The 25,123-nt window shown below is 73.2% G+C and carries 17 protein-coding genes; 6 read left to right on the top strand and 11 right to left on the bottom strand.

The genetic code is table 11. From position 1 onward, the window contains the following. Window positions 1-57: 57 nt before the first annotated feature. Window positions 58-666 carry a M48 family metallopeptidase gene (locus tag HYQ63_RS28040; protein ID WP_179936651.1) on the bottom strand — a complete coding sequence of 203 codons (609 nt, stop codon included), beginning with the start codon at window positions 664-666 and terminating at the stop codon, window positions 58-60. A gap of 176 nt (window positions 667-842) precedes the next feature. Here HYQ63_RS28040 and HYQ63_RS28035 point away from each other — a divergent pair, with 176 nt between their 5' ends. Both HYQ63_RS28035 and HYQ63_RS28030 read left to right on the top strand, forming a co-directional pair. After that, complete coding sequence (locus HYQ63_RS28035) at window positions 843-1,985, top strand: ThiF family adenylyltransferase (protein WP_179936650.1); 1,143 nt, start codon at window positions 843-845, stop codon at window positions 1,983-1,985. A 74-nt stretch (window positions 1,986-2,059) separates the two neighbouring features. Then, entirely contained in the window at window positions 2,060-3,535 is a 1,476-nt protein-coding gene (locus HYQ63_RS28030; RefSeq protein ID WP_179936649.1) for an AarF/ABC1/UbiB kinase family protein, read from the top strand. A gap of 66 nt (window positions 3,536-3,601) precedes the next feature. Here HYQ63_RS28030 and HYQ63_RS28025 read toward each other — a convergent pair whose 3' ends face one another. The 4 genes from HYQ63_RS28025 to HYQ63_RS28010 form a co-directional block, all read right to left on the bottom strand. Continuing rightward, entirely contained in the window at window positions 3,602-3,853 is a 252-nt protein-coding gene (locus HYQ63_RS28025; RefSeq protein WP_123106779.1) for a hypothetical protein, read from the bottom strand. Then, window positions 3,850-4,212, bottom strand: coding sequence for a WhiB family transcriptional regulator (locus tag HYQ63_RS28020; protein WP_179936648.1), 363 nt, complete (start codon window positions 4,210-4,212; stop codon window positions 3,850-3,852). The genes HYQ63_RS28025 and HYQ63_RS28020 overlap by 4 nt, the downstream gene beginning before the upstream one ends. 116 nt (window positions 4,213-4,328) lie before the next feature. After that, entirely contained in the window at window positions 4,329-4,604 is a 276-nt protein-coding gene (locus HYQ63_RS28015; RefSeq protein ID WP_179936647.1) for a hypothetical protein, read from the bottom strand. A gap of 143 nt (window positions 4,605-4,747) precedes the next feature. Beyond that, window positions 4,748-7,033, bottom strand: a complete 2,286-nt coding sequence (locus tag HYQ63_RS28010; protein WP_306664843.1) for an ATP-dependent DNA helicase UvrD2 — start codon at window positions 7,031-7,033, stop codon at window positions 4,748-4,750. 171 nt (window positions 7,034-7,204) lie between these two features. Here HYQ63_RS28010 and HYQ63_RS28005 point away from each other — a divergent pair, with 171 nt between their 5' ends. Then, window positions 7,205-7,447: a mycoredoxin gene (locus tag HYQ63_RS28005; protein WP_063736906.1), complete on the top strand. Its 243-nt coding sequence runs from the start codon at window positions 7,205-7,207 to the stop codon at window positions 7,445-7,447. A 14-nt stretch (window positions 7,448-7,461) separates the two neighbouring features. Here the strand turns inward: HYQ63_RS28005 and nudC are convergent, their stop codons facing one another. The 5 genes from nudC to HYQ63_RS27980 all read right to left on the bottom strand — a co-directional run bounded on the left by nudC (window position 7,462) and on the right by HYQ63_RS27980 (window position 17,444). Continuing rightward, window positions 7,462-8,397 carry an NAD(+) diphosphatase gene (gene nudC, locus HYQ63_RS28000; protein ID WP_179936646.1) on the bottom strand — a complete coding sequence of 312 codons (936 nt, stop codon included), beginning with the start codon at window positions 8,395-8,397 and terminating at the stop codon, window positions 7,462-7,464. A gap of 51 nt (window positions 8,398-8,448) precedes the next feature. Continuing rightward, window positions 8,449-9,852, bottom strand: coding sequence for a dipeptidase (locus tag HYQ63_RS27995; RefSeq protein ID WP_179936645.1), 1,404 nt, complete (start codon window positions 9,850-9,852; stop codon window positions 8,449-8,451). Window positions 9,853-9,926: 74 nt separating this feature from the next. Continuing rightward, window positions 9,927-13,523, bottom strand: a complete 3,597-nt coding sequence (locus tag HYQ63_RS27990; RefSeq protein ID WP_179936644.1) for an ATP-dependent DNA helicase — start codon at window positions 13,521-13,523, stop codon at window positions 9,927-9,929. Between the two features lie 126 nt (window positions 13,524-13,649). After that, a complete protein-coding gene (locus tag HYQ63_RS27985; protein ID WP_179936643.1) occupies window positions 13,650-16,961 on the bottom strand; it encodes an ATP-dependent DNA helicase in 3,312 nt (1,103 codons plus the stop codon). Window positions 16,962-17,048: 87 nt separating this feature from the next. Beyond that, window positions 17,049-17,444, bottom strand: a complete 396-nt coding sequence (locus HYQ63_RS27980; protein WP_257232656.1) for an MGMT family protein — start codon at window positions 17,442-17,444, stop codon at window positions 17,049-17,051. A 200-nt stretch (window positions 17,445-17,644) separates the two neighbouring features. Between HYQ63_RS27980 and HYQ63_RS27975 the strand changes: the two genes are divergently transcribed. The 3 genes from HYQ63_RS27975 to HYQ63_RS27965 all read left to right on the top strand — a co-directional run bounded on the left by HYQ63_RS27975 (window position 17,645) and on the right by HYQ63_RS27965 (window position 23,848). Further along, window positions 17,645-20,467 (top strand): lysylphosphatidylglycerol synthase transmembrane domain-containing protein, encoded by a 2,823-nt coding sequence (locus tag HYQ63_RS27975; RefSeq protein WP_179936641.1) that lies wholly within the window; start codon window positions 17,645-17,647, stop codon window positions 20,465-20,467. Window positions 20,468-20,570: 103 nt separating this feature from the next. After that, window positions 20,571-22,112: an alpha/beta hydrolase gene (locus HYQ63_RS27970; RefSeq protein ID WP_179936640.1), complete on the top strand. Its 1,542-nt coding sequence runs from the start codon at window positions 20,571-20,573 to the stop codon at window positions 22,110-22,112. Between the two features lie 110 nt (window positions 22,113-22,222). Next, window positions 22,223-23,848 carry an alpha/beta hydrolase gene (locus HYQ63_RS27965; protein WP_179936639.1) on the top strand — a complete coding sequence of 542 codons (1,626 nt, stop codon included), beginning with the start codon at window positions 22,223-22,225 and terminating at the stop codon, window positions 23,846-23,848. A gap of 55 nt (window positions 23,849-23,903) precedes the next feature. On the opposite strand, the gene moeZ is transcribed toward HYQ63_RS27965, so the two are convergent. Beyond that, complete coding sequence (moeZ, locus tag HYQ63_RS27960; RefSeq protein WP_123102658.1) at window positions 23,904-25,082, bottom strand: adenylyltransferase/sulfurtransferase MoeZ; 1,179 nt, start codon at window positions 25,080-25,082, stop codon at window positions 23,904-23,906. Between the last annotated feature and the right edge of the window lie 41 nt (window positions 25,083-25,123).

Raw genomic sequence — 25,123 nt, 5'->3', positions numbered from 1 at the left:
GCCAGGCTAGCCGCTGCCGCCGACAAAAAACGACGCCGGGGAGCGCCGTGTGGTTCCTCAGCCCGGTTCCGTTCCGGTTCCGGCGCCCGGAAGATGCGGCAGCCGCCCGGCGGCCACCACGCCCTCCAGATAACCCCGGGCCCGCTCGGTGCGCGGATACGCCTCCAGGAGCTCCCAGAAGCGGCGACCGTGACCGGGCACCAGCAGATGGGCCAGCTCATGGAGGAGGACGTAGTCCACCACGTACTCCGGCATGCCCTTGAGCCGGTGGGAGAGCCGGATGCTGCCCTCGGCCGGAGTGCACGACCCCCAGCGGGTGTTCTGGTTGGTGACCCAGCGGACCGAGGCGGGCCGGGCCCGGCCGCCCAGATACTGCTCGGACAGCCACTCCGCGCGCGCCGCCAGCTCCGTGTCGCCCAGCATGCGCTTGCTCTCCTGCGCCGCGAGCTTGTCCAGCATCACGCCGACCCAGCGCTGTTCCTCCGCTTCGGACATCCGGGCGGGGATGAGGACGATGGTGCGGTCGCCCTCGCGGTACGCGGAGACGGTCCTGCGCCGACGCGAACTCCGGCGGACCTCGACCGCGCTCGTGCCCGAGCCTCGGTTCTGCGGACTCGGCTGACTCGACGGGCTCGGGGCGGTGCGCGGGGAAGGATCGGCGGGCACGCCCCGACGTTACCCGCTGGCAGCCGGGGAAGTCCTGCCCTCGCCCGCGGTTGCGGGGCGAACCACCCCTCGGCGTGCACCGCTTGTACGACTATCAACACAGCCTGTGGATAACTTTCGGCGGCAGGTGGGCGGCGGGGCCCATGCTGAGAACCGTTCGACGAAGGGGGACGGCGATGCATCCCATGCTCAAGCCCGCGCTGAGGCGCGCCTGGCGGAGCCGGGACACGGTGCAGTTCGGGGTGGCCCGGGCGCATGCGGTGGTGGTGGGCCCGCTGGACACGGCGACGGGCAGCTTTCTGGAGCTGCTCGACGGCACCCGCGGGCTCCCCCTGCTGCGGCAGGAGGCCCAGGCCCTCGGGCTGCCGGAGGAGCGGGCCGATGAGCTGCTGGAGAGACTCACGGCCGCCGGGCTGCTGGACGATACGAGACCCGGCGGCCCGCCCGCGGCCCTGGCGAGCGGCTCCGCCGCGGCCCTCGACCGGCTGCGGCCGGATGCGGCGGCGCTGTCGGTGCTGCATCCGGAGCCGGGAGCGGCGGCGCGGCTGCTCGCCGCGCGGCGGGCGGCGCGGGTGCAGGTGCGCGGTGCGGGGCGGGTCGGGGCGGCGGTCGCCGCGGTGCTGTCCTCCGCGGGGGTCGGGCAGGTCGATGTGGTGGACGGGGGCTGTGTCGAGCCCTGGGACGTGGCGCCCGGCGGGCTGGTGGCCGAGCAGATCGGAGAGCGGCGGGATGTGGCCGCGCGTCGGCTGGTGCGCCGGACCGCGCCGGGCCCGCGGCCACGCGCGCGGACCGGGGAGCCTCCGCCCGGCGGGGAGCCCGGGCTGGCCCTGGTGGTGATCGCCCCGCGCGACGGTCTCGCGGCGTACGCACCGGATCCGGCGGCGGCCGAGCCGCTGCTCGCCTCCGGCACACCCCATCTGTACGCGGGGGTGATCGAGAGCACCGGGGTGGTGGGGCCCCTGGTCCTCCCGGGCGTCACTCCCTGTGCGGGCTGCGCCGCGGCGGCCCGTGCCGAGCGGGAGCCGGTGTGGCCGCGGATGCTGGCCCAGTGGCGGTCCGGCCGCCGCGGTGCCGCGCCGGCCTGTGACACGGCGCTGGCCACGGTGGTGGCAGGGCTCACCGCCTCCCGGGCGCTGGCCTTCCTCGACGACGGACTGCCCGGGGGCGCGGCGGCCCGCTGGGAGCTGGCGCTGCCCGCCCTCTCCTGGCAGGCCGAGCGCGTCGAGGCGCATCCCGGATGCGAGTGCGGAGCGGCCGGGCGGGATGATGCGGTATACGCCTCGGCCGCGGAGAGACCGCACGCCACAATGTGCGGGTGACCGACGTCCGCGGAGTGGGCGACGGGGGTCCGGGAGGCTGCTCCCGGGATGGCTCAGCTGTAGTTGGAGGGCGCATGTCCGATCTGCCGCGCAAGGCGATCACCCGCACCGCCAAACTGGCGGCGCTGCCCTTGGGATTCGCGGGGCGCGCCACCTGGGGGCTGGGGAAGCGGATAGGAGGGCGGCCGGCGGAGATCGTCGCGCGCGAGATGCAGCAGCGCACCGCCGAGCAGATGTTCAAGGTCCTCGGCGAGCTCAAGGGCGGGGCGATGAAGCTCGGGCAGGCGATGTCGGTCTTCGAATCGGCGCTGCCCGAGGAGATCGCCAAGCCCTATCGGGCGGCGCTCACCAAGCTTCAGGAGGCCGCGCCGCCCATGCCCACCGGCACGGTCCACGCGGCGCTGGAGGAGCGGCTCGGCCCGGAGTGGCAGGAGCTGTTCCTGGAGTTCGAGGACAAGCCGGCGGCGGCCGCCTCGATCGGGCAGGTGCACCGGGCGGTCTGGCATGACGGGCGTCAGGTCGCGGTCAAGGTGCAGTACCCGGGGGCGGGTCAGGCGCTGCTGTCCGACCTCGGCCAACTGAGCCGGTTCGCCCGGGTGCTGGGGCCGCTGGTGCCGGGCATGGACATCAAGCCGCTGATCGCGGAGTTGCGCGACCGGGTGGCCGAGGAGCTGGACTACGAGCTGGAGGCCGAGTCCCAGCGCGCCCATGTGGCGGAGTACGCCGAGGACACGGAGATCGTGGTGCCCGAGGTGGTGCACCAGGGCGATCAGGTGCTGATCACCGAGTGGCTGGAGGGAATACCGCTCTCCGAGGTGATCGCCGAGGGCGGGCCCGAGGAGCGTGACCGGGCCGGTCAGCTGCTGGCCCGCTTTCTGTTCTCGGGGGCGTCCCGCACCGGCCTGCTCCACGCCGATCCGCACCCCGGTAACTTCCGGCTGCTCACCGGGGACGCCCCGGACGGGCCGCCGGAGCAGTGGAAGCTGGGCGTCCTGGACTTCGGCTCGGTGGACCGGCTCCCCGGGGGGCTGCCCGAGCCCATCGGCATCGCGCTGCGGATGGCGCTGGAGGGAGACGCCGCGGGGGTCTACGACCTGATGCGGGATGAGGGGTTCGTCAAGCCGACGATCGAGCTGGATCCTGACGCGCTGCTGGAGTTCCTGCTGCCGATGCTCGAACCGGCCCAGGTCGAGGCGTTCCACTTCGAGAGGCAGTGGATACGCGGCCAGGCGGCGCGGATGGCCGACCGCGGTTCGCCCGTCTACGAGTTGGGCAACCAGCTCAATCTGCCGCCCGCCTATCTGCTGATCCACCGGGTGACCCTGAGCACGATCGGAGTGCTGTGCCAGCTGGGCGCCACGGTGCGGCTGCGGGATGAACTCGAGGCATGGGTCACCGGCTTCGCCGCCGAGGCGGATGAGTCCAACGAGACCGCCGAGGCTGATGAGTCCGCCGAGGCCGACGGTGGGACCGACAGGGACGCCGAGGACTCGGACGACGCCGAGGTCCCGGCGGAGCGGGCGGCCGAGGACGCGGAGACCTCGGCCTGAGATTCCGGAAACGGCCGGAGGGCCGGTCCGCATCGGACCGGCCCTCCGTGTCGACGCGTGGCCGCGTCAGGACATGACCGCCGTGGCCAGCGCCCGCCGGGCACGCAGCGAGGCACGCCCCGCGCTGCGGTGCAGGCGCATATGCGCACGCGCCAGGGCTTCTGGGATGAGTTGCATTTCTCGGGTCCTGTTCTGGCGCGACTCGGGCGCACCGGAGTGATGGCGTGTGGGTGTGTCGGAGACCGGTGGGGTCATCGTCGGGACCTGCTTCATGGGCTCGTGCGTCGCTGGGCGATCGATGGTGCCGGGGGTGCTCATGCCGCGACCGGGTTCTTGCGCGGGCGGCCACGCGGCCGCTTGCGGGCCACGACGACCCCCTGGACGAACAGCTCGCCGCCCCAGACGCCCCAGGGCTCGCGACGGTCTTTGGCCCCGGCGAGACATGCCTCGCGCAGCGGGCAGGTCTGGCACAGCGACTTGGCGTACTCGACGTCGGCCGGAGACTCGGCGAAGAAGACTTCCGGGTCGTACGAGCGGCACGGGACGGCTACGCCCAGGTTCTCGATGGCGTCATCGAGCTCGGTGAGGGCGGTGAGGGGGGTCAAGGGATCCTCCGAGGAGTCAGGCGGGCGGTTCAGGTCGGTCTCTGCGGACGGGGCGTGTGCGTTGAGTTGCACGGTGGCGTGTTCCTCGTCTGTTCGGTCCGGCTCGTGGCCGGGCGCTGGCAAATCAAAAGGACCGCGGATCCCGGTGTGGGTTCCGCGGCCCTGGAAGGTGCCGACCTGATCCTGAATCAGGCTGGATAACTCCAGGGTTCGAGCCTGCGGAAGGCCCACTTCTCGTGGTGCTGCTGCGTCGTCCGGGATCCGGCACCATTGGCCGCCAGGGCATAGGCAAATGCCCGTGCCGCTGCCGCTACCGCAGGTGCCTGCGTCGGTCGCTCGCTGCGCTCGCTGAGACGCGCTTCATTGGCGCCGGGCATACCGGTGCCGGGAAGCGTGGAGCCGAGCGGGCAGGTGGCGAGGACCGAGCGATCGGTCATTTTGATGGTCTCGATGAAGCTGATCATTGGTCTCCGCCTCCTCTCGGCGTCTCAGGGGACCAGTGCGAACCGGTCCGGACTTACGTAGTACAACACGGATTCCTCGGTTCCCGGAAGGGCCGTTGTCTCCGTGCTCGGAAGGCTATGGGTATGCCGTCCGCGCGCGCAAACTATTTTTCCGTCGAGTTTTCCGCTGGGTCACCCGGTTGGCTTCCCCCTGCCTCGACGTCCCCGTCACCCTCGTGCGCCCGGGGCAGTTCCCGGCCCGCGCAGAGCGCGAGAACGTCGGCGCCGAACCTGCCGAGTTTCCGTCGTCCGACACCAGAGATGCCGGACAGCTCCGATTCGGTTCCCGGCACGGCCTCGGCAATGGCGAGCAGCGTCTTGTCGGTGAAGACGCAAAAGGCGGGCTGGCCCAGCAGCCCGGCCTGCTCGGCCCGCCAGTCGCGCAACCGCTCGTACAGCGCCTCGTCCAGCTCCGAGGGGCAGTCCTCGCAGCGCATCAGCTTCATCTCGCCCGCGTCGGTCAGCGTCCTGCCGCAGACCCGGCAGTGCACCGGGGTGCGCCGCTTGCGCACCGGGGCACTCGGGCCGGTGCCGCGCTCGATTCCGCCTCCGCCGCCGGGCATCCGGGCGGCGGGCGCCGCGGAGCCGGGCCGCAGCCCGTTCAGAAAGCGGGTGGGCCTGCGGGAGGGGCGGCCGCCGGGCGCCCGCGAGAGCGCCCACGACAGGCTCAGATGGCGGCGGGCCCGGGTGACCCCCACATAGAGCAGCCGACGCTCCTCCTCGATCTGCTGATCGGTCTTGGCGTAGGTGATCGGCATCATGCCCTCGGTCAGCCCCACCAGGAAGACCGCGTCCCACTCCAGGCCCTTGGCGGCGTGAAGTGAGGCGAGTGTCACACCCTCCACGGTCGGGGCGTGCTGGGCGGCCGCCCGCTCGTCCAGCTCCGCCACCAGATCGGAGAGGGTGGCCCCGGGCCTGCCCCGGGCGAAGTCCTCGGCGAGCCGCACCAGGGCCGCCAGCGACTCCCAGCGGTCGCGGACCGCCCCGGAGCCCGCGGGGGGCTCGGGCGTCCAGCCACGGGTGCCGAGCACGGCCCGCACCTGGGACGGGAGGTCGTCGTCGGACAGCACCGGGTCGGCGCTTCCGGCGCGGGCGGCGCCCCGCAGCAGCATCCCCGCCTCGCGGACCTCGGGCCGCTCGAAGAACCGCTCGGCGCCGCGCAGCTGATAGGGCACCTGGGCGTCGGCCAGCGCCTGCTCGTACAGCTCGGACTGGGCATTGACCCGGTAGAGGACCGCGACCTGGCTGGGCGGGACACCGGCGCCGCCCTCCCCGACCGGGGTGATCAGCTCGCGGATCCGGCGGGCGGTGGCCTCGGCCTCGGCGGGCTCGTCCGGGTAGGCGGTGTAGACCGGCTCGGGGCCCGCGTCGCGCTGCGAGACCAGCTCAAGACGGTGCTCCGCGGCCCGGCCGCGGGCCTGGGACAGCAGCCCGTTCGCGAGGTGCACGACCTGGGGGGTGGAGCGGTAGTCACGGATGAGCTTGACCACCGTGGCGCCGGGGTGCCGGGTGCGGAAGTCCAGCAGATGGTCGGGGGTGGCACCGGTGAAGGAGTAGATGGTCTGGCTGGCGTCGCCGACCACGCACAGGCTCTGCCGGTCGCCGAGCCACAGCTCCAGCAGCCGCTGCTGGAGCGGGCTGACGTCCTGGTATTCGTCGACCACGAAGTGCTGGTACTGGCGGCGCACCTGATCCGCGATGTCCGGCCGCTCCTCCAGCACGCCGACCGTGAGCAGCAGCACATCCTCGAAGTCGATCACGCCGCGGTCGCGCTTCAACTGCTCGTACCCGGCGTAGATCCGGCCGATCTCGGCCGGGTCGCGGGGGGCTTCCCGACCGTGCTTGGCGGCCGCCGCCGGATAGTCCTCGGGCACGGTCTGGGTGACCTTCGACCATTCGATCTCGCCGGTCACATCCCGCAGCTCATTGCGGTCCAGCCGGACGCGGCAGCGCGCGGCGGCCTCGGCGACCAGCTGCACCTTGCGCTCGGCCAGCCGCGGCACCTCCCCGCCGACGGCCTTGGGCCAGAAGTACTGGAGCTGGCGCAGGGCGGCCGAGTGGAACGTGCGCGCCTGCACCCCGCCCGCGCCGAGCTGCCGCAGCCGGCCGCGCATCTCGCCCGCCGCGCGGTTGGTGAAGGTGACGGCCAGCACGCTGGCGGGCTGGAGGATGCCCGCCCGCACCCCGTAGGCGATCCGGTGGGTGATCGCCCGGGTCTTGCCCGTGCCCGCCCCGGCCAGCACACACACCGCCCCGTGCAGGGCCGTCGCCACCTCGCGCTGCTCGGGGTCGAGCCCCTCCAGCACCGCGTCGGCGTCACGCGGCGTGGCCGCGTAGGCGCCCGGCGTGGAGACCTGCGGGAAGAGAGTGGAGTGCGTTGCTGGTGTCACCCCGCCATGCTGCCAGGTACCCCGGGACCACCGCGCCGGTTGTCCACAGCCGTGACCATGCGGTCATATGAACGCCGGGCGCCGCGGTCGCGGTGCCGCCGGGAATGAGCGCAGGAAGATGAACGTTCACCCTTTGCCCATACGCCACGACCCCGAGGAGAGCGAAGACCGATGTCCGGCACTGTGACGATGTACAGCACCACCTGGTGCGGCTACTGCCGTCGGCTGAAGGGCCAGATGGACCGCGAGGGGATCGCGTACACCGAGATCAACATCGAGCACGACCCGGAGTCCGCGGCCTTCGTCGAGAAGGCGAACGGTGGCAACCAGACGGTGCCCACCGTCCTCTTCTCCGATGGTTCTACGCTGACGAACCCCTCCCTCGCCCAGGTGAAGGCCAAGGTCGGGGTCTGAATCAGCGGTCCCGGTCAGCCGCGGGGCAGCGGCTCGCCGTACCACAGCTCGATCAGCCGCGCCGCGATCGAGATCCCGGACGGGGGCAGCACCTCGCCGGACTCGATCGCGGTGCGCAGCTCGTCCCGGGAGAACCAGCGCGCCTCGTGGATCTCCTCCCCGTCCACCTGGATCCGTGAGGACGTGGCCCGGGCCATGAAGCCCAGCATCAGGCTGGACGGGAACGGCCACGGCTGGCTGGCGACGTACTCGACCTCGCCGACCGGGACGCCCGCCTCCTCGGCCACCTCGCGGATCACCGCCTGCTCGATCGACTCCCCCGGCTCCACGAAGCCCGCGAGCGTCGAGAAGCGCCCCTCCGGCCAGTGCACCTGCCGCCCCAGCAGCGCCCGGTCCAGGTCGTCCGTCACCAGCATGATCACGGCGGGGTCGGTGCGCGGGTAGTGCTCGGCGCCGCAGGCCGGGCAGCGACGGATGTGGCCCGCCGCCGCGATCACCGTGCGCTCGCCGCACCGGGAGCAGAAGCGGTGCAGCCGCTGCCAGTTCTCCAGCGCCACCGCGTGCACCAACAGCCCCGCGTCGCGCTCGGACAGCAGCGCGCCCGCCTCGCGCAGCCCCGCGGGGCGCGCCGACTGGTCCATGCGGCCCGGCAGGGTGTCCTTCTGGAGCGCGAAGTAGCGCACCCCGTCCTCGTCCGTGCCCAGGAAGTAGCGGTGGGTCTCGGTGGGCGGGGCCTCGAAGGCCGGGGTCATGACCAGCTCGGTACGGCCGTCCGGGGTGTCGTCGACCAGGGCCTGGCCTCCGGAGACGACGAAGACCCGCGTCGTCGGGTGGCTCCACGCCGCGGCCAGCCATGCCTCGTCCAGTCGGTGGTGCGCCGCGCGGTCGATGCCGCTCGGGGCGCTGAGCGTGATCGGCCGGGTGGCGGCGCGCTCGGTCCAGGTGGTCACGGCTGCTTCCAACTCCCCATGCGAAACGGGTGGTTTACGTACATACGCGAGCTATACGGGTCCATTCTCCGCGAGGTCGGTCCAGAGGTGGGCGGCCGTCTCGGCGCCCTTCGCGAGAAGGTCCAGCTCGACCTTCTCGTCGGGTGCGTGCCAGCCGTCGGACGGCACCGAGATGCCCAGGAAGAGCACCGGAGCGCCCAGGACGTCCCGCAGGTCGGCCGCCGGTCCCGATCCGCCCTCGCGGGTGAAGCGGATCTTCTGGTCGAACGCCCGCCCCATGGCCCGTACCAGGGACCGGAGGGCGGGGTGGTCCAAGGGGGTCAGACAGGGGCGGGTCGCGCCCCAGAAGGTGATCTCGTGCCGGATCCCGGCCGGGAGGGACGCCGCGACCCACTCCCGCACGGACTGCTGGACGCGCTCCGTGTCCTGACCGGCCACCAGCCGGAAGGACAGCTTGAGCTGGGCGGTGGACGGCACGATCGTCTTCCCGCCCGGCCCCTGGTAGCCCCCGGCGATGCCGTTGACCTCCGCGGTCGGGCGGGCCCAGATCCGCTCCAGGGTGGTGTACCCGGCCTCGCCGAGCAGGCCGTGCGAGTGCGCGGTGCGCAGCCAGCCCGCCTCGTCGAAGGGCAGCTCGGCGAAGAGTTCGCGCTCGCGGTCGGTCAGCTCCACGATGCCGTCGTAGAAGCCCGGGACGGCCACCGTGCGGTCGTCGCCGTGCAGCGCCGCGGCCAGCCGGGCGGCCTCGGTGGCCGGGTTGGGCACCGCGCCGCCGAAGGAGCCGGAGTGGATGTCCTGGTCCGGCCCGTACAGGTCGATCTGGCAGTCGGTGAGGCCCCGCATCCCGGTGCAGACGGTCGGGGTGTCCTCGGACCACATGCCGGTGTCGGAGACGATCACGGTGTCGCAGGCGAGCCGGTCGGCGTGCGCCCGGACCAGCTCGGGGAAGTGCGGGGAGCCCGACTCCTCCTCGCCCTCGATGAGCAGCTTGAGGTTGACGGCGGGCGCGGTGCGGCCGGTCGCGGCCAGATGGGCGCGCACCCCCAGGGTGTGGAAGAGGACCTGCCCCTTGTCGTCGGCGGCGCCGCGCGCGTACAGCCTGCCGTCCTTGACGACCGGGTCGAACGGGTCGGTGTGCCAGCCGTCCTCGCGGGCGGCGGGCTGGACGTCGTGGTGCCCGTAGACCAGCACGGTGGGGGCGCCCGGGTCGCCGGACGGCCAGGCGGCGAACACCGCCGGGGCGCCGGGCGTCTCCCAGATCTCGACCTCCGGGAAGCCGGTCGCGGTGAGGTGCGACGCGAGCCACTGGGCGCTGCGGCGGACGTCACCGGCGCGCGCGGGGTCGGCGGATACGGAGGGTATGCGCAGCCACGCGCCGAGGTCGTCGAGGAAGGCCGCGTAGTGGTCGTCGACGAAGGCGCGGACGGCGTTGTCCGTGTCCGGGGTGGTGCTCATGGATGTGAGCCTATCCGGCGCGCGGGAGCGCCAGAGCCTGGGTCTCCGGGCCGCTCATCCGCGGTCGCCCTCGGTCACGGTTCGACGTCGATGAAAGCGTTACGGACATCCTCTGCCTCGCGCGCCTCGTCAGCCTTGCCAGTCTCGTCCGCCTCGTCCGTCTCGTCCGTCTCGCCGGTCAGGATGCGTTCCAGCTCCGCGCGGCCGGGCAGCTCCGCGGGGCGAACGATCTCCCCGGTGCGTACATAGAGGAACGCCGCGGAGACCGCCGACAGCGGCAGGTCGTGCTGCTCGGCCCAGGCCAGGCGGTAGATGGCCAGCTGGAGCGGGTCGGCGTCCTGGGAGCGGCCGGTCTTCCAGTCGATGATCTCGTAGCCCTGGCCGCCCCCGGCGCCTGCCGCGGGCTCCCGGTACACCGCGTCGATCCGGCCGCGCACGGTCCGCCCCGCCAGGGTCAGCTGGAACGGCACCTCGACGCGGTGCGGGGTGCGCCGGGCGTACGGCGTGCGCGCGAACGCCTCCTTGAGCGCCGTCAGCTCCCGCTCGTCCGCGATCTCCGGCTCGTCGTCCTCGCCGCCCGGCAGCTCGTCCGGGCCGAGGAACGGCAGCGGCAGCGCCTCGAAGCGCGACTCGACCCAGGCGTGGAAACGGGTGCCGCGGCGCGCGGCGGGCTGCGGCGGGCGCGGCATGGGGCGGGCCAGCTCCCGCGCGAAGCCGTCCGGGTCCGCGGCGAGCCGCATCAGCTGGGAGGCGGTCAGGGTGTGCGGTACGGGCACCTCGTGCACGGTCGCGCGGGCGCGCCGCAGCTCCCCGGCGAGCGCGTCGAGATCGCGGTCCCAGGAGTCGGCCAGCCGCGCCTCCTCGGGAGCCAGGTCGCCGTCCGGCGCGGGGGGCGGGTTATGGGGGTACGCGTGGTCGTCGCCGTACGAGGCTTCGTACGGGTCGCCCTTCGCGTGCGCGTACGGGTCGCCGTACGCCGCGTCGTACGGGTCCGGGACGTCGGGCGGCACGTCGTACGGGTACGCCGCCTCGTCCTCGTACGGGTACGGGTCCAGGTCGTCCGGCGGCTCCGGCCACACCGGGTCGTCGTCCGGGACCGGCCCGTGCGGGGCCGCAGCGTGCGGGTCCGCGCCCTGCGGCCCCGCCGCCGCCTCCATTCGGGCCAGGTGGGCCAGGACCGCGTCCGCGGCCCGGCGGCGGCGGGCCAGGGCGGCCGGGTCGAGCGGGAGCGGCCAGGCGCGGTCGGTGGTCGTCTCGCGCAGGGCCGGGTTCTCCGCGTCCTCCTCCGGCTCGTCCGCCCACGCCTCGACCTCGCCGTAACCGGCCTCACAGTGTGCGCGCAGCGCCTCCAGGAAGGAGGACGGGCCGCGGCGGCGCTTCTGGGTCGGGCCCCACCAGTGCCCGGAGCCCAGCAGCAGCGAGCGCGGCCGGGTGAAGGTGACGTAGCCCAGGCGGAGTTCCTCCGTCCGCTGGTGCTCCTTCATGGCGTCCTTGAAGGCGTTCAGCCCCTTGGCGTCCCAGGCCGTGACTTCCGGGAGGGTGTCGGCGTCGCCGCGCAGGGCGTGCGGCAGGACCTTGGCGTTCGCCGTCCAGGACTCGCGGCTCTGCTCGCTCGGGAACTGCTTGGCGACCAGTCCGGGCACCGCCACCACGTCCCACTCCAGCCCCTTGGACTTGTGCGCGGTGAGCACCTTGACCGTGTTCTCGCCGCCGGGGAGCGCGTTGTCGAGCCCCTTCTCGTACTGTGCGGCGGTCCGCAGGAAGCCCAGGAACGACTGGAGGGTGGCCTCGCCGTCCACGGGTCCGCCTGCCTGTGCGGCGAAGGACGCGGCGACGTCCAGGAAGTTGCCCAGCGTCTCGCGGCGGCGGGCGGCCAGGGCGTGGGGCGAGGCGGACAGCTCGACCTCCAGGCCGGTGGTGGCGAGCACCCGGTGGAGGACGTCCATGAGCGGGTCGGCCAGCGAGCGCCGCAGCTCGCGCAGTTCGGCGGCGAGACGGGCGAAGCGCACCCGGGCCTCCGCCGAGAACGGCAGCCCGTCGTCCGGGCCACCGCCGGAGTCGAGGAAGGTGTCGAGGGCGTCGGCGAGCGAGATGATCTCCGCCGGGTCGACGCCCTCGACGGCCTCGGCGAGCCGCCGGTCCGGGTCGTCCTCCAGGTCGCCGTGGCCGCCGTGGGAGACGAGCGCGCGGGCGCGGCGGCCGAGCAGCGCCAGGTCGCGGGGGCCGATGCGCCAGCGCGGGCCGGTGAGCAGCCGCACCAGCGCCGCGTTGGCGCCCGGGTCCTGGAGCACCTCGCAGACCGCCACCAGGTCGGCGATCTCGGGCAGGTGCAGCAGCCCCGACAGCCCCACGACCTCCACCGGAACGTCCCGCTCCACCAGGGCGCCCTGGATCTCGGCGAAGTCACCGGCCGTGCGGCACAGGACCGCGATCTCGCCGGGCGGGGTGCCGGTGCGCACCAGATGGGCGATCGAGTCGGCGAGCCAGGCCAGCTCCTCGGCGTGGGTGGGCAGCAGCGCGCAGCGCACCAGGCCGTCCCGCTCGGCGCCGGGCGCGGGGCGCAGCGCCTCGACGCCCTGGTGCATCGCGCGCAGCGGGGCGGCGAGCCCGTTGGCGAGGTCCAGCAGGCGGCCGCCGCTGCGCCGGTTCTCGCTGAGCGCGTGGCGGCGGGCGGGGCTGCCGTCCTGGTGCGGGAAGTGCGCGGGGAAGTCGTCGAGGTTGGCCACCGAGGCGCCGCGCCAGCCGTAGATGGCCTGGCACGGGTCACCGACGGCGGTGACGGGGTGTCCGGTGCCGCCGCCGAACAGACCGGACAGCAGCAGCCGCTGGGCGACGGAGGTGTCCTGGTACTCGTCCAGCAGGACGACCGCGAACTGCTCCCGCAGGATCCGGCCGACCTCCGGGCCGCTGCGGGCCAGGGTGGCGGACAGCGCGATCTGGTCACCGAAGTCGAGCAGATCGCGGCGGCTCTTCTCGGCGCGGTACTCCTCGACCAGCCCGAGGAGTTCGCGGCGCGCGCGGGCGGCCTCGGGGACCTTGCGCAGCGCGTCGTTGGTCAGCTTCACCGCGTCGAGGGTGTCCAACAGCTCGGTGTCGTGACGGCGGAGCTCCTCGGCGGGGACCAGGTGCTCGGCCAGCTCGGCGTCGAGCGCGAGCAGGTCCGTCACCAGGTCGGCGAAGGGGCGGGTGAGCGCCGGGTAGGGGCCGGGGGCGGTGCGCAGCACGCGCGCGGCGAGCTGGAAGCGGGTGGCGTCGGCGAGCAGCCGGGCGCTGGGTTCCAGGCCGATGCGCAGCCCGTGCTCCTTGAGGAGCTGTCCGGCGAAGGCGTGGTACGTGGAGATGCTGGGCTCGCCCACGGCCTCCTCGGCGGCGCCCGGGTCCGGGTCGGGGTCCACGACGCCCGCCTTGACGAGCGCCTTCCGCACCCGCTCGGCCAGTTCGCCCGCCGCCTTGTTGGTGAACGTGAGGCCCAGCACCTGGTCGGGTGCGACCTGGCCGGTGCCCACCAGCCACACGACGCGCGCGGCCATCACCGTGGTCTTGCCGGAGCCCGCTCCGGCGACGATCACCTGCGGGGCGGGCGGCGCGGTGATGCACGCCGTCTGCTCCGGGGTGAACGGAATCCCGAGCAGCTCCTTGAGCTCCTCGGGATCGGCGATGCGGGCTGACACTCCAGTGAGGCTATCGGTCGCCACTGACAAGCCGCTCACAAGGGGGACAAGCCCCCACATCTCCCGTCGACGACAACGGACATGTCCCCACAAGCCATCTCATCCCCCGTCACTCCACCCCGTGGGTCACTCCACCACGTGGCGGCCCTCCGCGCGGGCGCTGCACGAGGCGCGGAACGCGCAGCGCTCGCAGTGCGCCCCGGTGCTCGGGGCGAAGCGCTCGTCGAGGACGCGTCCGGCCGCGGTGGCGAGGAGTTCGCCGACCCACTCCCCGTCGGGTCCTGCGGGCGGGTCCTGCGCCTGGACCTTGGGGACGGTCTCGCCGCCGTCCTTCTTGGGGGCGCCCTGCCGCAGCTGGACCAGTTCGGCGCCGCCGGGTTCGGGGCGGTCGTCCCCGAAGAGGCCGTCGACGGCGCCCTCGCGCACGGCGAGCTGATAGACCGCCAGCTGGGGGTGGTGGGCGACCTCGCCGCGGGTCACGGGCTGCTTGCCGGTCTTGAAGTCGACGACGTACGCCCGCCCCTCGCCGTCCGCCTCGACGCGGTCCATGCTGCCGCGGATGCGCACCTGGTAGGCCTCGGCTTCGAGGGTGACGTCGAAGCCGTGCTCGGAGGCGACCGCCGTGCGGCCGCCGCGCTCCATCACATGCCAGCGCAGGAAGCGCTCCAGGGCCGCCCGGGCGTGCTCCTTCTCCTGCCGCGACTTCCAGGGGGCGTCGAAGGCGAGCGCGTCCCATACGGAGTCCAGGCGCTCCATCAGGACGGCGAGGTCGGCCGGGGTGCGGCCGGAGGCCACCTCGTCGGCGAGGACGTGGACGACGTTGCCGAAGCCCTGGGCGGCGGTCGACGGGGCGTCCGCCTTGACCTCGCGCCCCAGGAACCACTGGAGCGAGCAGGTGTTGACGAGCTGGTCGAGCGCGCTGCCGGACAGCGCCACGGGCCGGTCGCGGTCGCGCAGCGGCACCTCGCTGTGCGTCGGCTCGTACAGGCCCCACCAGCCGGAGGGGTGGGCCGCGGGGACGAGCGGCCTGCCGTCCTCGTCGCGCAGCGCCGCGAGCCGCGCCAGCCGCTGCGCGGCGGCCTCCCGCAGGGCGTCCGAGGCGTCCGGGTCGACGGCGGTGGCGCGCAGCTCGGCAACGAGCGCGGCGACCGACAGCGGGCGGCGCGGCCGCTGGGTGACGTCGACCGGCGGGACGCCCAGCTCGGTCAGGAACCGCGAGGGCTGGTCGCCGTCGTCGGAGGCGGCCTTGACGGCGGTGACCACCAGCCGGTCCCTGGCGCGGGTCGCCGCCACGTAGAACAGCCGCCGCTCCTCGGCCAGCAGCGCGCCCGGGGTCAGCGGCTCGGCGAGCCCGTCCCGGCCGATCCGGTCGGCCTCCAGGAGCGAGCCGCGGCGCCGCAGGTCCGGCCACAACCCCTCCTGGACGCCCGCGACGACCACCAGGCGCCACTCCAGTCCCTTGGAGCGGTGGGCGGTCATCAGCCGCACGGCGTCGGGGCGGGCGATGCGGCGCGAGAGGGTGTCGGCGGCGATGTCCTGGGCGTCGAGCTGGTCGAGGAAGTTGAGCGCGCCGCGGCCGCCGGTGCGCTCCTCCGCGCGCGCGGCGGTCTCGAACAGCGCGCACACCGCGTCCAGGTCGCGGTCGGCGTTGCGCCCGGCGGCCCCGCCGCGCTGGACGGCACCCTCCAGCCGCCCGGGCCAGGGGGTGCCGTCCCACAGCTCCCACAGCGCCTGTTCCGCGGTGCCGCCCCCGGCCAGCGCGTCCAGCGCCGTGCGCAGCAGCAGGCCGAGCCGCTGGGCGCCGCGCGCGTACGCCGGGTCGTGGACGGCCAGCCGCTCGGGCGCGGCCAGCGCCTCGGCGAGCAGGACGTCGGAGGGGCGCGGTACGGCGTGTCCGGCGGACCGCTCCTCCTCGCGCAGGGCGCGGCCGAGCTTGCGCAGATCGGCGGCGTCCATGCCGCCCAGCGGCGAGGTGAGCAGGGTGAGGGCCGTCTCGACGTCGAGGGCGGCGGACAGCCCTCCGGAGTCGGGCAGCGCGGCCGTGGCGGCGGCCCGCAGCGCCGTCAGCAGGGGGGCCACGGCGGGTTCGTGGCGCAGTGGGATGTCGTCGCCGTCCACCTCGATGGGCACCCCGGCGGAGGTGAGGGCCCGGCGCAGGCCCGGGAGCGAGCGCCCCCCGGCGCGCACCAGGACGGCCATCTCGCTCCAGGGCACCCCGTCCTCCAGATGGGCGCGGCGCAGGATGTCGGCGACGTTGTCGAGTTCGGCGCCCGCGGTGGGGTACGTGAACACCTCGACCCGACCGCCGTCGCGGGTCGCCGTCAGCTCCCGGTGGGCGCGCACGGCGTGCGCCGGGAGGCGGGTGAGGGGCATCCGGCCGGTGATGAGCCGGGTCGCGGCGAGCAGCCGGGCGCCCGAGCGGCGCGAGGTGGTGAGGACCTCCACGGGCGCCGGTGTGCCGTCCGCGCGCGGGAAGTCGTCCCGGAAGCCGAGGATGCCGTTCACATCGGCGCCCCGGAAGGCATAGATGGACTGATCGGGGTCGCCGAAGGCCACGAGATTCCTACCGCCGCCCGCCAGCGCGCGCAGCAGCCGGGTCTGGGCCACGTCCGTGTCCTGGTACTCGTCCACGAACACCGCGTCATAGCGCGCGGCCAGCTCCGCCGATACGCCCGGCCGCTCGGCGAGCAGCACCGCGCGGTGCACCAGCTCCGCGTAGTCCAGCACCCCCTGGGCGTCCAGGACGTCCAGGTACTCGGCGAGGAAGGCCGCCGCCGCGCCCCAGTCCGGGCGCCCGGTGCGCGCCGCGAACTCCCCCAGCGACCGCGGGCCGAGCCCCAGCTCCCGGCTGCGGGCGAGCACCGCGCGCACCTCGTCGGCGAAGCCGCGGGTGGTCAGGCAGGCGCGCAGATCGTCGGGCCAGCGGGCCGAGGCGCGCCCCGCGCGCTCCAGTTCGGCCTGTCCGGCGAGCAGTTCCCGTACGACGACGTCCTGTTCCGGGCCGGACAGCAGCCGCAGCGGATCGGCGAACAGGTCGACGTCCTGGTGGGCGCGGACCAGCGCGTAGCAGAAGGAGTGGAAGGTGGTGGCCCGCGGCCCGGTCACGCCCTCCAGCCGCGCCGTCATCCGGTCGCGCAGCTCGACGGCGGCCTTGCGGCTGAAGGTGAGCACCAGGATCCGCTCCGGGTCGGCGCCCTCGCGCACCCGCCGGGCGACGGCCTCCACGAGCGTCGTGGTCTTCCCCGTGCCCGGCCCGGCGAGCACCAGCAGCGGACCGCCCTCGTGCTCAACCACGGCGCGCTGCCGTGCGTCCAGGACAGGAAAAGCCACTGGATCCGGCCGACTGCGGACCAGGCGGTACGTGCCCGCGGACGGCAGCCGCAGATACGGCTGCCGTCCCCGCCGCTGTCGCGGCAGGGACGAGGAGGAGGTACTCACATGGATCGCCGGTCCTGGTGGGTTGGCTGGGTGCGGGACAGCCTCTCATGTGCCGCGGTGCGTCACCCGAATGGCTGTGGACAACCCCTATCCCGCGGTGCCGTCCCCGCCTTCAGCGCCCTCGGCGCCGTCCCAGCGGGCCCGGCGCATGTCGATCTTCGGCAGATGGCCCTCGGCCGAGCGCGACGCCCCGCGCAGCGGAGTGCCCTCCTCACGGTAGTGATCGAGCGCCCGCAGCTCGTGGCCGGGCAGCAGCGCGCCGTCCGCGCGCACCACGCGCCACCACGGCACGGCGCCCCCGTAGAGGGCCATCACCCGCCCCACCTGGCGCGGGCCGCCCTCCTCCAGCCACTCGGCGACGTCCCCGTAGGTCATCACCCGGCCCGGCGGGATCAGCTCGGCGACGTCCAGCACCCGCTCCGCGTACGCGGGCAGCTCGTCCTCGGCCCGCGGCTCCTCGCTCTCCCGGCTCATCCCGCCCATCCTGCCGCACACCCCCGACATCGCCACCGGCACCGCCCCGCGCGGTACCGTCGAAGGCTCTGCGGACGGCAGCGGGGTTCGATCACGCATTGTGCGGGAAACCACTACAGGGCGTACGATCCGAGGCTCACATCCCCGAAATGCACCCTGATGCCCTCCTCCGCAGCCCGGGCATGCCACCATCTTCCGGGCGGTGACTGGTGATACGAGATCAAGAAGAGACGGCGAAGCAGCAGGGTGCGCAGCCTCCGGAAGAGGAGGCCCGCACCCCTGAGGCGCTGCCGCGCTCGGACGGCTCGGACGGCACCGACGGTCCGCGCGGCCCCCGGGACCACGGCGGCGCCGAGAACTGCGACGAGCCGAACGAGCCGAACGATCCGAACGATCCGGACGGCCCGCAGGGGCACAACGAACGGGTCTCGGGCGACGAACCGCTGCTGCCCGCCCGGGTGCACCGCCCCTCCGACCTGATGCGGCTGCTGCTCGGCGCGCTGGGCATCGGCATCGTCCTGGCCGTCGCGGCCTTCGCGCACGGCACCACCGCGGGGCTGGAGAAGGACATCGGCCACGGCGCCAACCAGGCGCCCCCGCTGGTGATCGACTTCGCGGGGCTGACGGCCAGCATCGCCGTGCTCGTCCTGCCGGTGGCGTTCGCGATCGAGCGGCTGATCAAACGGGACGGGCTGCGGATCGCGGACGGCGTCCTGGCCGCGGTCCTCGCCCACGGCATCTCCCTCGCCACCGATCTGTGGGTCGCCAGAGCCGCGCCCGACTCGATCCGCGAGGCCCTCACCCAGCCCGCGCCCGGCGGCGCCCTGAGCGATCCCGTGCACGGCTACCTCGCCCCCGTCATCGCCTATATGACGGCCGTCGGGATGGCGCGCCGCCCCCGCTGGCGGGTGGCCATGTGGGGCGTGCTGCTGCTCGACGCGTTCGCGGTGCTCGTCGGCGGCTACACCACCCCGTTCTCGATCATCATCACGGTGCTCATCGGCTGGACCGTCGCCTACGGCACGCTGTACGCCGTCGGCTCCCCCAACGTCCGGCCCACCGGCCAGCACCTGCTGGCCGGGCTGCGCCGGGTCGGCTTCAACCCGGTCAGCGCGGCGCGCGCCGAGGAGGCCGTCGACGAGCACGGCAACCACAGCGACCGGGGGCGCCGCTATCTGGTCACCCTGGAGGACGGTCCGCCGCTGGACGTCACCGTGGTCGACCGGGAACAGCAGGCCCAGGGCTTCTTCTACAGCGTCTGGCAGCGGCTGACGCTGCGCACGATCACCCCGCCCCGCAGCCTCCAGTCGCTGCGCCAGGCACTGGAGCAGGAGGCGCTGCTCGCGTACGCGGCGATCGCGGCGGGCGCCAACGCGCCCAAGCTGATCGCCACCTCCGAGCTGGGCCCGGACGCCGTGATGCTCATCTACGAGCACATCGGCGGCCGTCCGCTGCACGCCCTGCCGGACGAGGCGATCACCGACGAGCTGCTGGCCGGGGCCTGGCACCAGGTGCAGGCGCTCCAGTCACGGCGCATCGCCCACCGGCGGCTGGACAGCGACGCCCTGATGGTCGACCGCTCCGGCGCGGTCATCCTGACGGATCTGCGCGGCGGCGAGATCGCGGCGGGCGACCTGGTGCTGCGGATGGACATCGCCCAGCTGATGACCACCCTGGGGCTGCGGGTGGGCGCCGAGCGCTCCGTGGCCGCCGCGGTCGACGTCATCGGGCCGGACGCGGTCGCCGACAGCCTCCCCCTGCTCCAGCCCCTCGCCCTGGGCCGGGCCACCCGGGCGACGCTGCGCCAGCTCGCCCGGGAGCGCGCCCAGCGGCAGCGGGAAGCGGTGCTGGAGGCGTCCCGCGCCGCCAAGGAGGCCAAGGCGCGGGAGGCCGAGGGGGCTCAAGAGGGGGCCCCTGGAGAGGCCGACGACGGGCGCAGGGCCGAACCGGCCGTCAGCGACCGCAAGACGGCCAAGGCCGAGAAGCAGGCCGAGAAGCGGGCGATCGACGAGGCCCTGGAGGAGGCCCGCGAGGAGGATCTGCTCGCCCAGATCCGCCGTCAGGTGCTGCTGGTGCGGCCGCAGGCGCCGATCGAGCCGGTGCGGCTGGAGCGCATCAAGCCGCGCACCCTGGTGAGCTTCTGCGCGGGCGCCTTCGCCGCGTACTTCCTGCTGTCCCAGTTCACCCACGTCAAGCTGGGCGCCCTGGTCGCCGAGGCCAACTGGATCTGGGTGGTGTTCGCGCTCCTCTTCTCCGCGCTCACCTATGTGGCCGCGGCCCTGAGCCTGCTCGGCTTCGTCCCCGAGAAGGTGCCCTTCGGGCGTACGGTGCTGGCGCAGGTCGCCGCCTCGTTCGTGAAGCTGGTGGCCCCCGCGGCGGTCGGCGGCGTCGCCCTCAACGCCCGCTTCCTCCAGCGCGCGGGGGTGCGGCCGGGGCTCGCGGTGGCGAGCGTCGGCGCCTCGCAGCTGTTCGGCCTGGCCAGCCACATCGTGCTGCTGGCCACCTTCGGCTACATCACCGGCACCGAGCGCACCCCGACGCTGTCTCCCTCCCGGACCGTGATCGCCGGGCTGCTGACGGGCGCCGTGCTGACCCTTGTGGTCACCGCGGTACCCGCACTGCGGAAGTTCGTTTCCACCCGGGTGCGGTCGCTGTTCGCGGGCGTCGTGCCGCGCATGCTGGACGTGCTCCAGCGGCCCAGGAAGCTGCTCACCGGAATCGGCGGCATGCTGCTGCTGACCGCGGCCAACGTCATGTGCCTCGACGCGTCCATCCGCGCGTTCGGCGGCGAGCTGAGCTACGCGAGCATCGCGGTCGTCTTCCTCGCGGGCAACGCCCTGGGGTCGGCCGCGCCCACCCCGGGCGGCGTCGGCGCCGTCGAGGCCGCCCTGATCGCCGGACTGACCTTCGCCGGGCTGCCGTACGAGGTGGCCGCGCCCGCGGTGCTGCTCTTCCGGCTGATGGTCTTCTGGCTGCCGGTGCTGCCCGGCTGGCTGGCGTTCACCCACCTCACCCGCCGAGAGGCGCTGTAGCCGCTCACCCGCCGGGAGGCGCTGTAGCCGCGCCGACGGCCCTTCGCGCGCCCTCACCCGTACGCCCGCGCTGTGCGCGCGCGACCCCGCCGGGGCCCGCAGGATGGCGGTACGCCGCCACCCCGGGAGAGCCGCTGTGTCCCGACCCCTGCGCACCGGTGCGCTGTCCGCCGCCGCCCTGCTGCTCGCCGCCACCGCCGGATGCGGCGGCGACCCCGAACGGCCGGACACCACCGCGGGCCAGAAGCTCCGCTGGAGCACCTGCCCCGCCCCCTCCGACAGCGAGGACGGGGCGACCACCAAGGCCCCGGGCCGGGAGTGGGAGTGCGCGACCCTGCACGTTCCGCTGGACTACGCGAAGCCGCGCGGCGCCACCGTCGGCATCGCGATGATCCGCGCCAAGGCCACCGACCCCGACAAGCGGATCGGCTCGCTGATCTTCAACTTCGGCGGCCCCGGCGGCTCCGGCGTCGCCACGCTCCCCGCCCTCGCGGGCACCTACAAACAGCTGCGCACCCGCTACGACCTGGTCAGCTTCGATCCGCGCGGGGTCGGCCGCAGCAAGGGGGTGCACTGCCTCGGCGACCGGCAGCTCGACGCCTACTACGCGGCCGACGCCTCCCCGGACGACTCCGCCGAGGTGAAGTCCCTGGTGCGCCGGGTCAAGGGCTATGCCGCCGGGTGCGAGAAGCGGTCCGGCGCGGTGCTCCCGTACGTCGGCACCACCAACGCCGCCCGCGACATGGAGCTGATGCGCCGCGTCCTCGGCGACCGCAAGCTGTACTACTTCGGCGTCTCCTACGGCACCGAACTGGGCGGCGTCTACGCCCATCTGTACCCGAAGAAGGTGGGCCGGGCGCTCTTCGACGGGGTCGTGGACCCCACCCAGAGCCCCGAACAGGGCGCCCTCGGCCAGGCGAAGGGGTTCCAACTGGCGCTGGGCGACTACCTGAAGGAGTGCCGCAACACCGCCGCGGCCGGCTGCCCGACCCAGGCCCGGATCCAAACCCTGCTCAAGCGCCTCGACCGGCGTCCGGTCGCGGGCATCGGCAACCGGAAGCTCACCCAGTCGCTGGCCGACGGGGGCATCGCGCAGGCCCTGTACTCACGGGACTTCTGGCCGTACCTCACCCAGGGCATCGCCGGGGCCCAGCAGGGCGACGGCAGGATCCTGCTGGCCCTCGGCGACGCCATGAACGGGCGCGACGAGGACGGCGACTACAGCACGCTCCAGTCCTCGCTCAACGCCGTCACCTGCGCCGACTTCAAGCAGCGCTACACCCTGGCCGACATCCGGCGGAAGCTGCCCACCTTCCGCAAGGCGTCCCCGGTGTTCGGCGACTTCATGGCCTGGAGCCTCACCCAGTGCACCGACTGGCCCGTCCGCGGCGCCTGGACCACCCCCGACGTCAGCGCCCGCGGCGCCGCCCCCATCCTGATCGTCGGCAACACCGGCGACCCGGCCACGCCGTACGCCGGGGCGCGGAAGATGGCCGACGAACTCGGGCCCGGGGTCGGCGTCCAGCTCACGTACAAGGGCGAGGGACACGGGGCGTACGACAGCGGCAGCCGCTGTGTGCGCAAAACCGTGAACGCCTATCTGCTGAACGGCCGGGTTCCGGAAAACGGCAAGGTCTGCACCTAGGGGGTGTCTTGTTGATCAGGCCGGATCGGCGAGCGGGCGCCGCGGCTGTGACGGTATGGAGAACAAGCGCGCACACTCCCGCTCATACCATCCTCATAGGATCACCGACCATGTCGAGTTCCCTCCGCACGATACGGACCAGGGCGACCAGGGCGCTGGTCTCCGCGACCGCCGCGGTCGCCCTCATCGCCGTCGCCGGCTGTAGCGGCGGCGGAAAGGACCAGGGCAAGGCGTCGGCCACCCCGTCCTCCGGCCGCTCGTCCACCGCCCCGGCCGCGCCCCCGGGCTCCTCCGGCCTGCCCGGCTCGCTCACGGGCCAGAAGCCGCGCTGGAAGGGGTGCGAGGCGCCGACCCCGCTCCAGGGCACCGGCAAGGCGCCGGGCGGCGACTGGGAGTGTGCCGACCTCTCGGTGCCGCTGGACTGGGCGAAGCCCACCGGCGCGACCATCGACCTCGCGATGATCCGCGCCAAGGCCACCGACCCCGACAAGCGGATCGGCTCCCTGGTGTTCAACTTCGGCGGTCCCGGCGGCTCCGGGGTCTCCTCCCTGCCCGGATTCAGCGGGGATTACGAGAAGCTGCGCTCGCGCTATGACCTCGTCAGCTTCGACCCGCGCGGCGTCGGCGAAAGCGAGGGCGTGACCTGCCGGAGCGACAAGGAGATCGACGCCGCGGAGGCGGTGGACGGCACTCCGGACGACGCCGCCGAAATCAAGGCGGCGACGGCGGACGCGAAGAAATACATCGCCGGATGCGAAAAGCGTTCCGGAAAGATGCTGCCCCACGTCGACACCGTCAGCGCCGCCCGCGACATGGACCTCATGCGGCAGGTGCTGGGCGACCGGAAACTCTCGTATTTCGGCATCTCCTACGGCACCGAACTCGGCGGCGTCTACGCCCATCTGTACCCGCGGCATGTGGCGCGCGCGGTCCTCGACGCCGTGGTCGACCCGTCCGCGGACACCGAACAGGGCTCCCTCGCCCAGGCCAGGGGGTTCCAGCTCGCGCTGGACAACTACCTCCGGGACTGCGCCAAGAAGGGGCTCGGCTGCCCGGTCGGCGACGATCCGAAGGCGGGCGCCGAGAAGATCGTCACGCTGCTGAAGAAACTCGACAAGAAGCCGATGGACACCGACAGCGGCCGCAAGCTCACTCAAGGCGGGGCACTCGGCGGTATCGCCGCCGCGCTCTACTCCAAGGACAGCTGGAAATACCTGACGCTGGGCCTTCAGGAAGTACTGATGCTCGACAAGGGCAATCTGCTGCTCGCGATGGCGGATTCGATGTCCGGCCGCGACGACAAGGGCCGCTACAGCAATGTCAACGCGGCCAATACGGCGGTCAACTGCGCCGACGAGAAGAAGCGCTACACGGTGAGCGAGGTGAAGGAGCGGCTGCCGCGGTTCCGCAAGACGTCGAAGGTCTTCGGCGACTATCTGGCCTGGTCCCTGCTCGCCTGCACCGGCTGGCCGGTCGCCGGTACGGCGGACACCCCGGACGTGGGCGCCAAGGGCTCCGCGCCGATCCTCGTCGTCGGCAACACCGGCGACCCGGCCACCCCCTACGAGGGGGCCCGGACGATGGCCCGCGAACTGGGCCGTGGCGTGGGCATCGAGGTCACGTACCGGGGGCAGGGCCATGGCGCGTACAACAGCGGCAACGCCTGCATGACGAAGGCCGTGAACGGCTATCTGCTCGACGGAAATGTGCCCGCGAGCGGCACGACCTGCGGATGAACGACGAGGGGCCCGGACCGCCGGTGCGGCGGTCCGGGCCCCTCTCACACAGCTGTCAGTAGACCGGCTTGTCGGGCTCGATCTGGTTGACCCAGCCGATCACGCCGCCGCCCACATGGACGGCGTCGGAGAAGCCCGCGGACTTCAGGACGGCCAGGACTTCCGCGGATCGGACACCCGTCTTGCAATGCAAGACGATCTTCTTGTCCTGCGGCATGTCCTGGAGGGCGGTACCCATCAGGAACTCGTTCTTCGGGATCAGCCGGGCGCCCGGGATCGAGACGATCTCGTACTCGTTCGGCTCGCGGACGTCGATGATGTCGATGGCCTCGCCGTCGTCGATCCACTCCTTGAGCTGCTTGGGAGTGATCGTCGCACCGGCCGCCGCCTCCTGGGCCTCGTCCGAGACGACACCGCAGAAGGCCTCGTAGTCGATGAGCTCCTTGACCGTGGCGTTCGGACCGCAGACCGCGCAGTCCGGGTCCTTGCGGACCTTGACCTGCCGGTAGGTCATCTCCAGGGCGTCGTAGATCATCAGGCGGCCGACCATCGGGTCACCGGCCCCGGTCAGCACCTTGATGGCCTCGGTGACCTGGATGGAGCCGATGGACGCGCACAGCACGCCCAGGACGCCGCCCTCGGCGCAGGAGGGGACCATGCCGGGCGGCGGGGGCTCCGGGTACAGGCAGCGGTAGCAGGGGCCGTGCTCGGACCAGAACACGGACGCCTGACCGTCGAAGCGGTAGATCGAACCCCAGACGTACGGCTTGTTCAGCAGCACGCATGCGTCGTTGACGAGGTAGCGGGTGGCGAAGTTGTCCGTACCGTCGACGATCAGGTCGTACTGGGAGAAGATCTCCATCACGTTGTCGGCTTCGAGGCGGCCCTCGTGCAGCACGACGTTCGTGTACGGGTTGATGCCCAGGACGGTGTCACGCGCGGACTGCGCCTTCGGGCGACCGATGTCCGCCTGGCTGTGGATGATCTGGCGCTGAAGGTTGGACTCGTCGACCTCGTCGAACTCGATGATGCCGAGCGTGCCCACACCGGCGGCGGCCAGGTACATCAGGGCGGGCGAGCCGAGACCGCCCGCGCCCACACAGAGCACCTTGGCGTTCTTCAGCCGCTTCTGGCCCTCCATACCGACATCCGGGATGATCAGATGGCGCGAGTACCTGCGGACCTCGTCGACGGTGAGCTCGGCAGCCGGCTCGACCAGGGGTGGCAGCGACACAAGGACTCCGTAGTGGGTAGGAGCGGTGGTCAGCCCCGCGT

The sequence above is a fragment of the Streptomyces sp. Rer75 genome, assembly GCF_013414305.1.
Classification (GTDB): domain Bacteria; phylum Actinomycetota; class Actinomycetes; order Streptomycetales; family Streptomycetaceae; genus Streptomyces; species Streptomyces himastatinicus.
The sequence above is the reverse complement of the archived record's forward strand: the minus strand, read 5'-3'. Positions and strand labels throughout refer to the sequence as shown.

Excerpts from the sequence above, each read along its gene's own strand:
- HYQ63_RS28035 (WP_179936650.1), top strand. The coding sequence starts at position 843 with ATGCATCCCATGCTCAAGCCCGCGCTGAGGCGCGCCTGGCGGAGCCGG.
- HYQ63_RS27995 (WP_179936645.1), bottom strand. The coding sequence starts at position 9,852 with ATGAGCACCACCCCGGACACGGACAACGCCGTCCGCGCCTTCGTCGAC.
- HYQ63_RS27970 (WP_179936640.1), top strand. The coding sequence starts at position 20,571 with ATGGCGGTACGCCGCCACCCCGGGAGAGCCGCTGTGTCCCGACCCCTG.
- HYQ63_RS28005 (WP_063736906.1), top strand. The coding sequence starts at position 7,205 with ATGTCCGGCACTGTGACGATGTACAGCACCACCTGGTGCGGCTACTGC.
- HYQ63_RS28025 (WP_123106779.1), bottom strand. The coding sequence starts at position 3,853 with ATGAGCACCCCCGGCACCATCGATCGCCCAGCGACGCACGAGCCCATG.
- HYQ63_RS28030 (WP_179936649.1), top strand. The coding sequence starts at position 2,060 with ATGTCCGATCTGCCGCGCAAGGCGATCACCCGCACCGCCAAACTGGCG.
- HYQ63_RS27980 (WP_257232656.1), bottom strand. The coding sequence starts at position 17,444 with ATGGGCGGGATGAGCCGGGAGAGCGAGGAGCCGCGGGCCGAGGACGAG.
- HYQ63_RS27965 (WP_179936639.1), top strand. The coding sequence starts at position 22,223 with ATGTCGAGTTCCCTCCGCACGATACGGACCAGGGCGACCAGGGCGCTG.
- HYQ63_RS28015 (WP_179936647.1), bottom strand. The coding sequence starts at position 4,604 with ATGATCAGCTTCATCGAGACCATCAAAATGACCGATCGCTCGGTCCTC.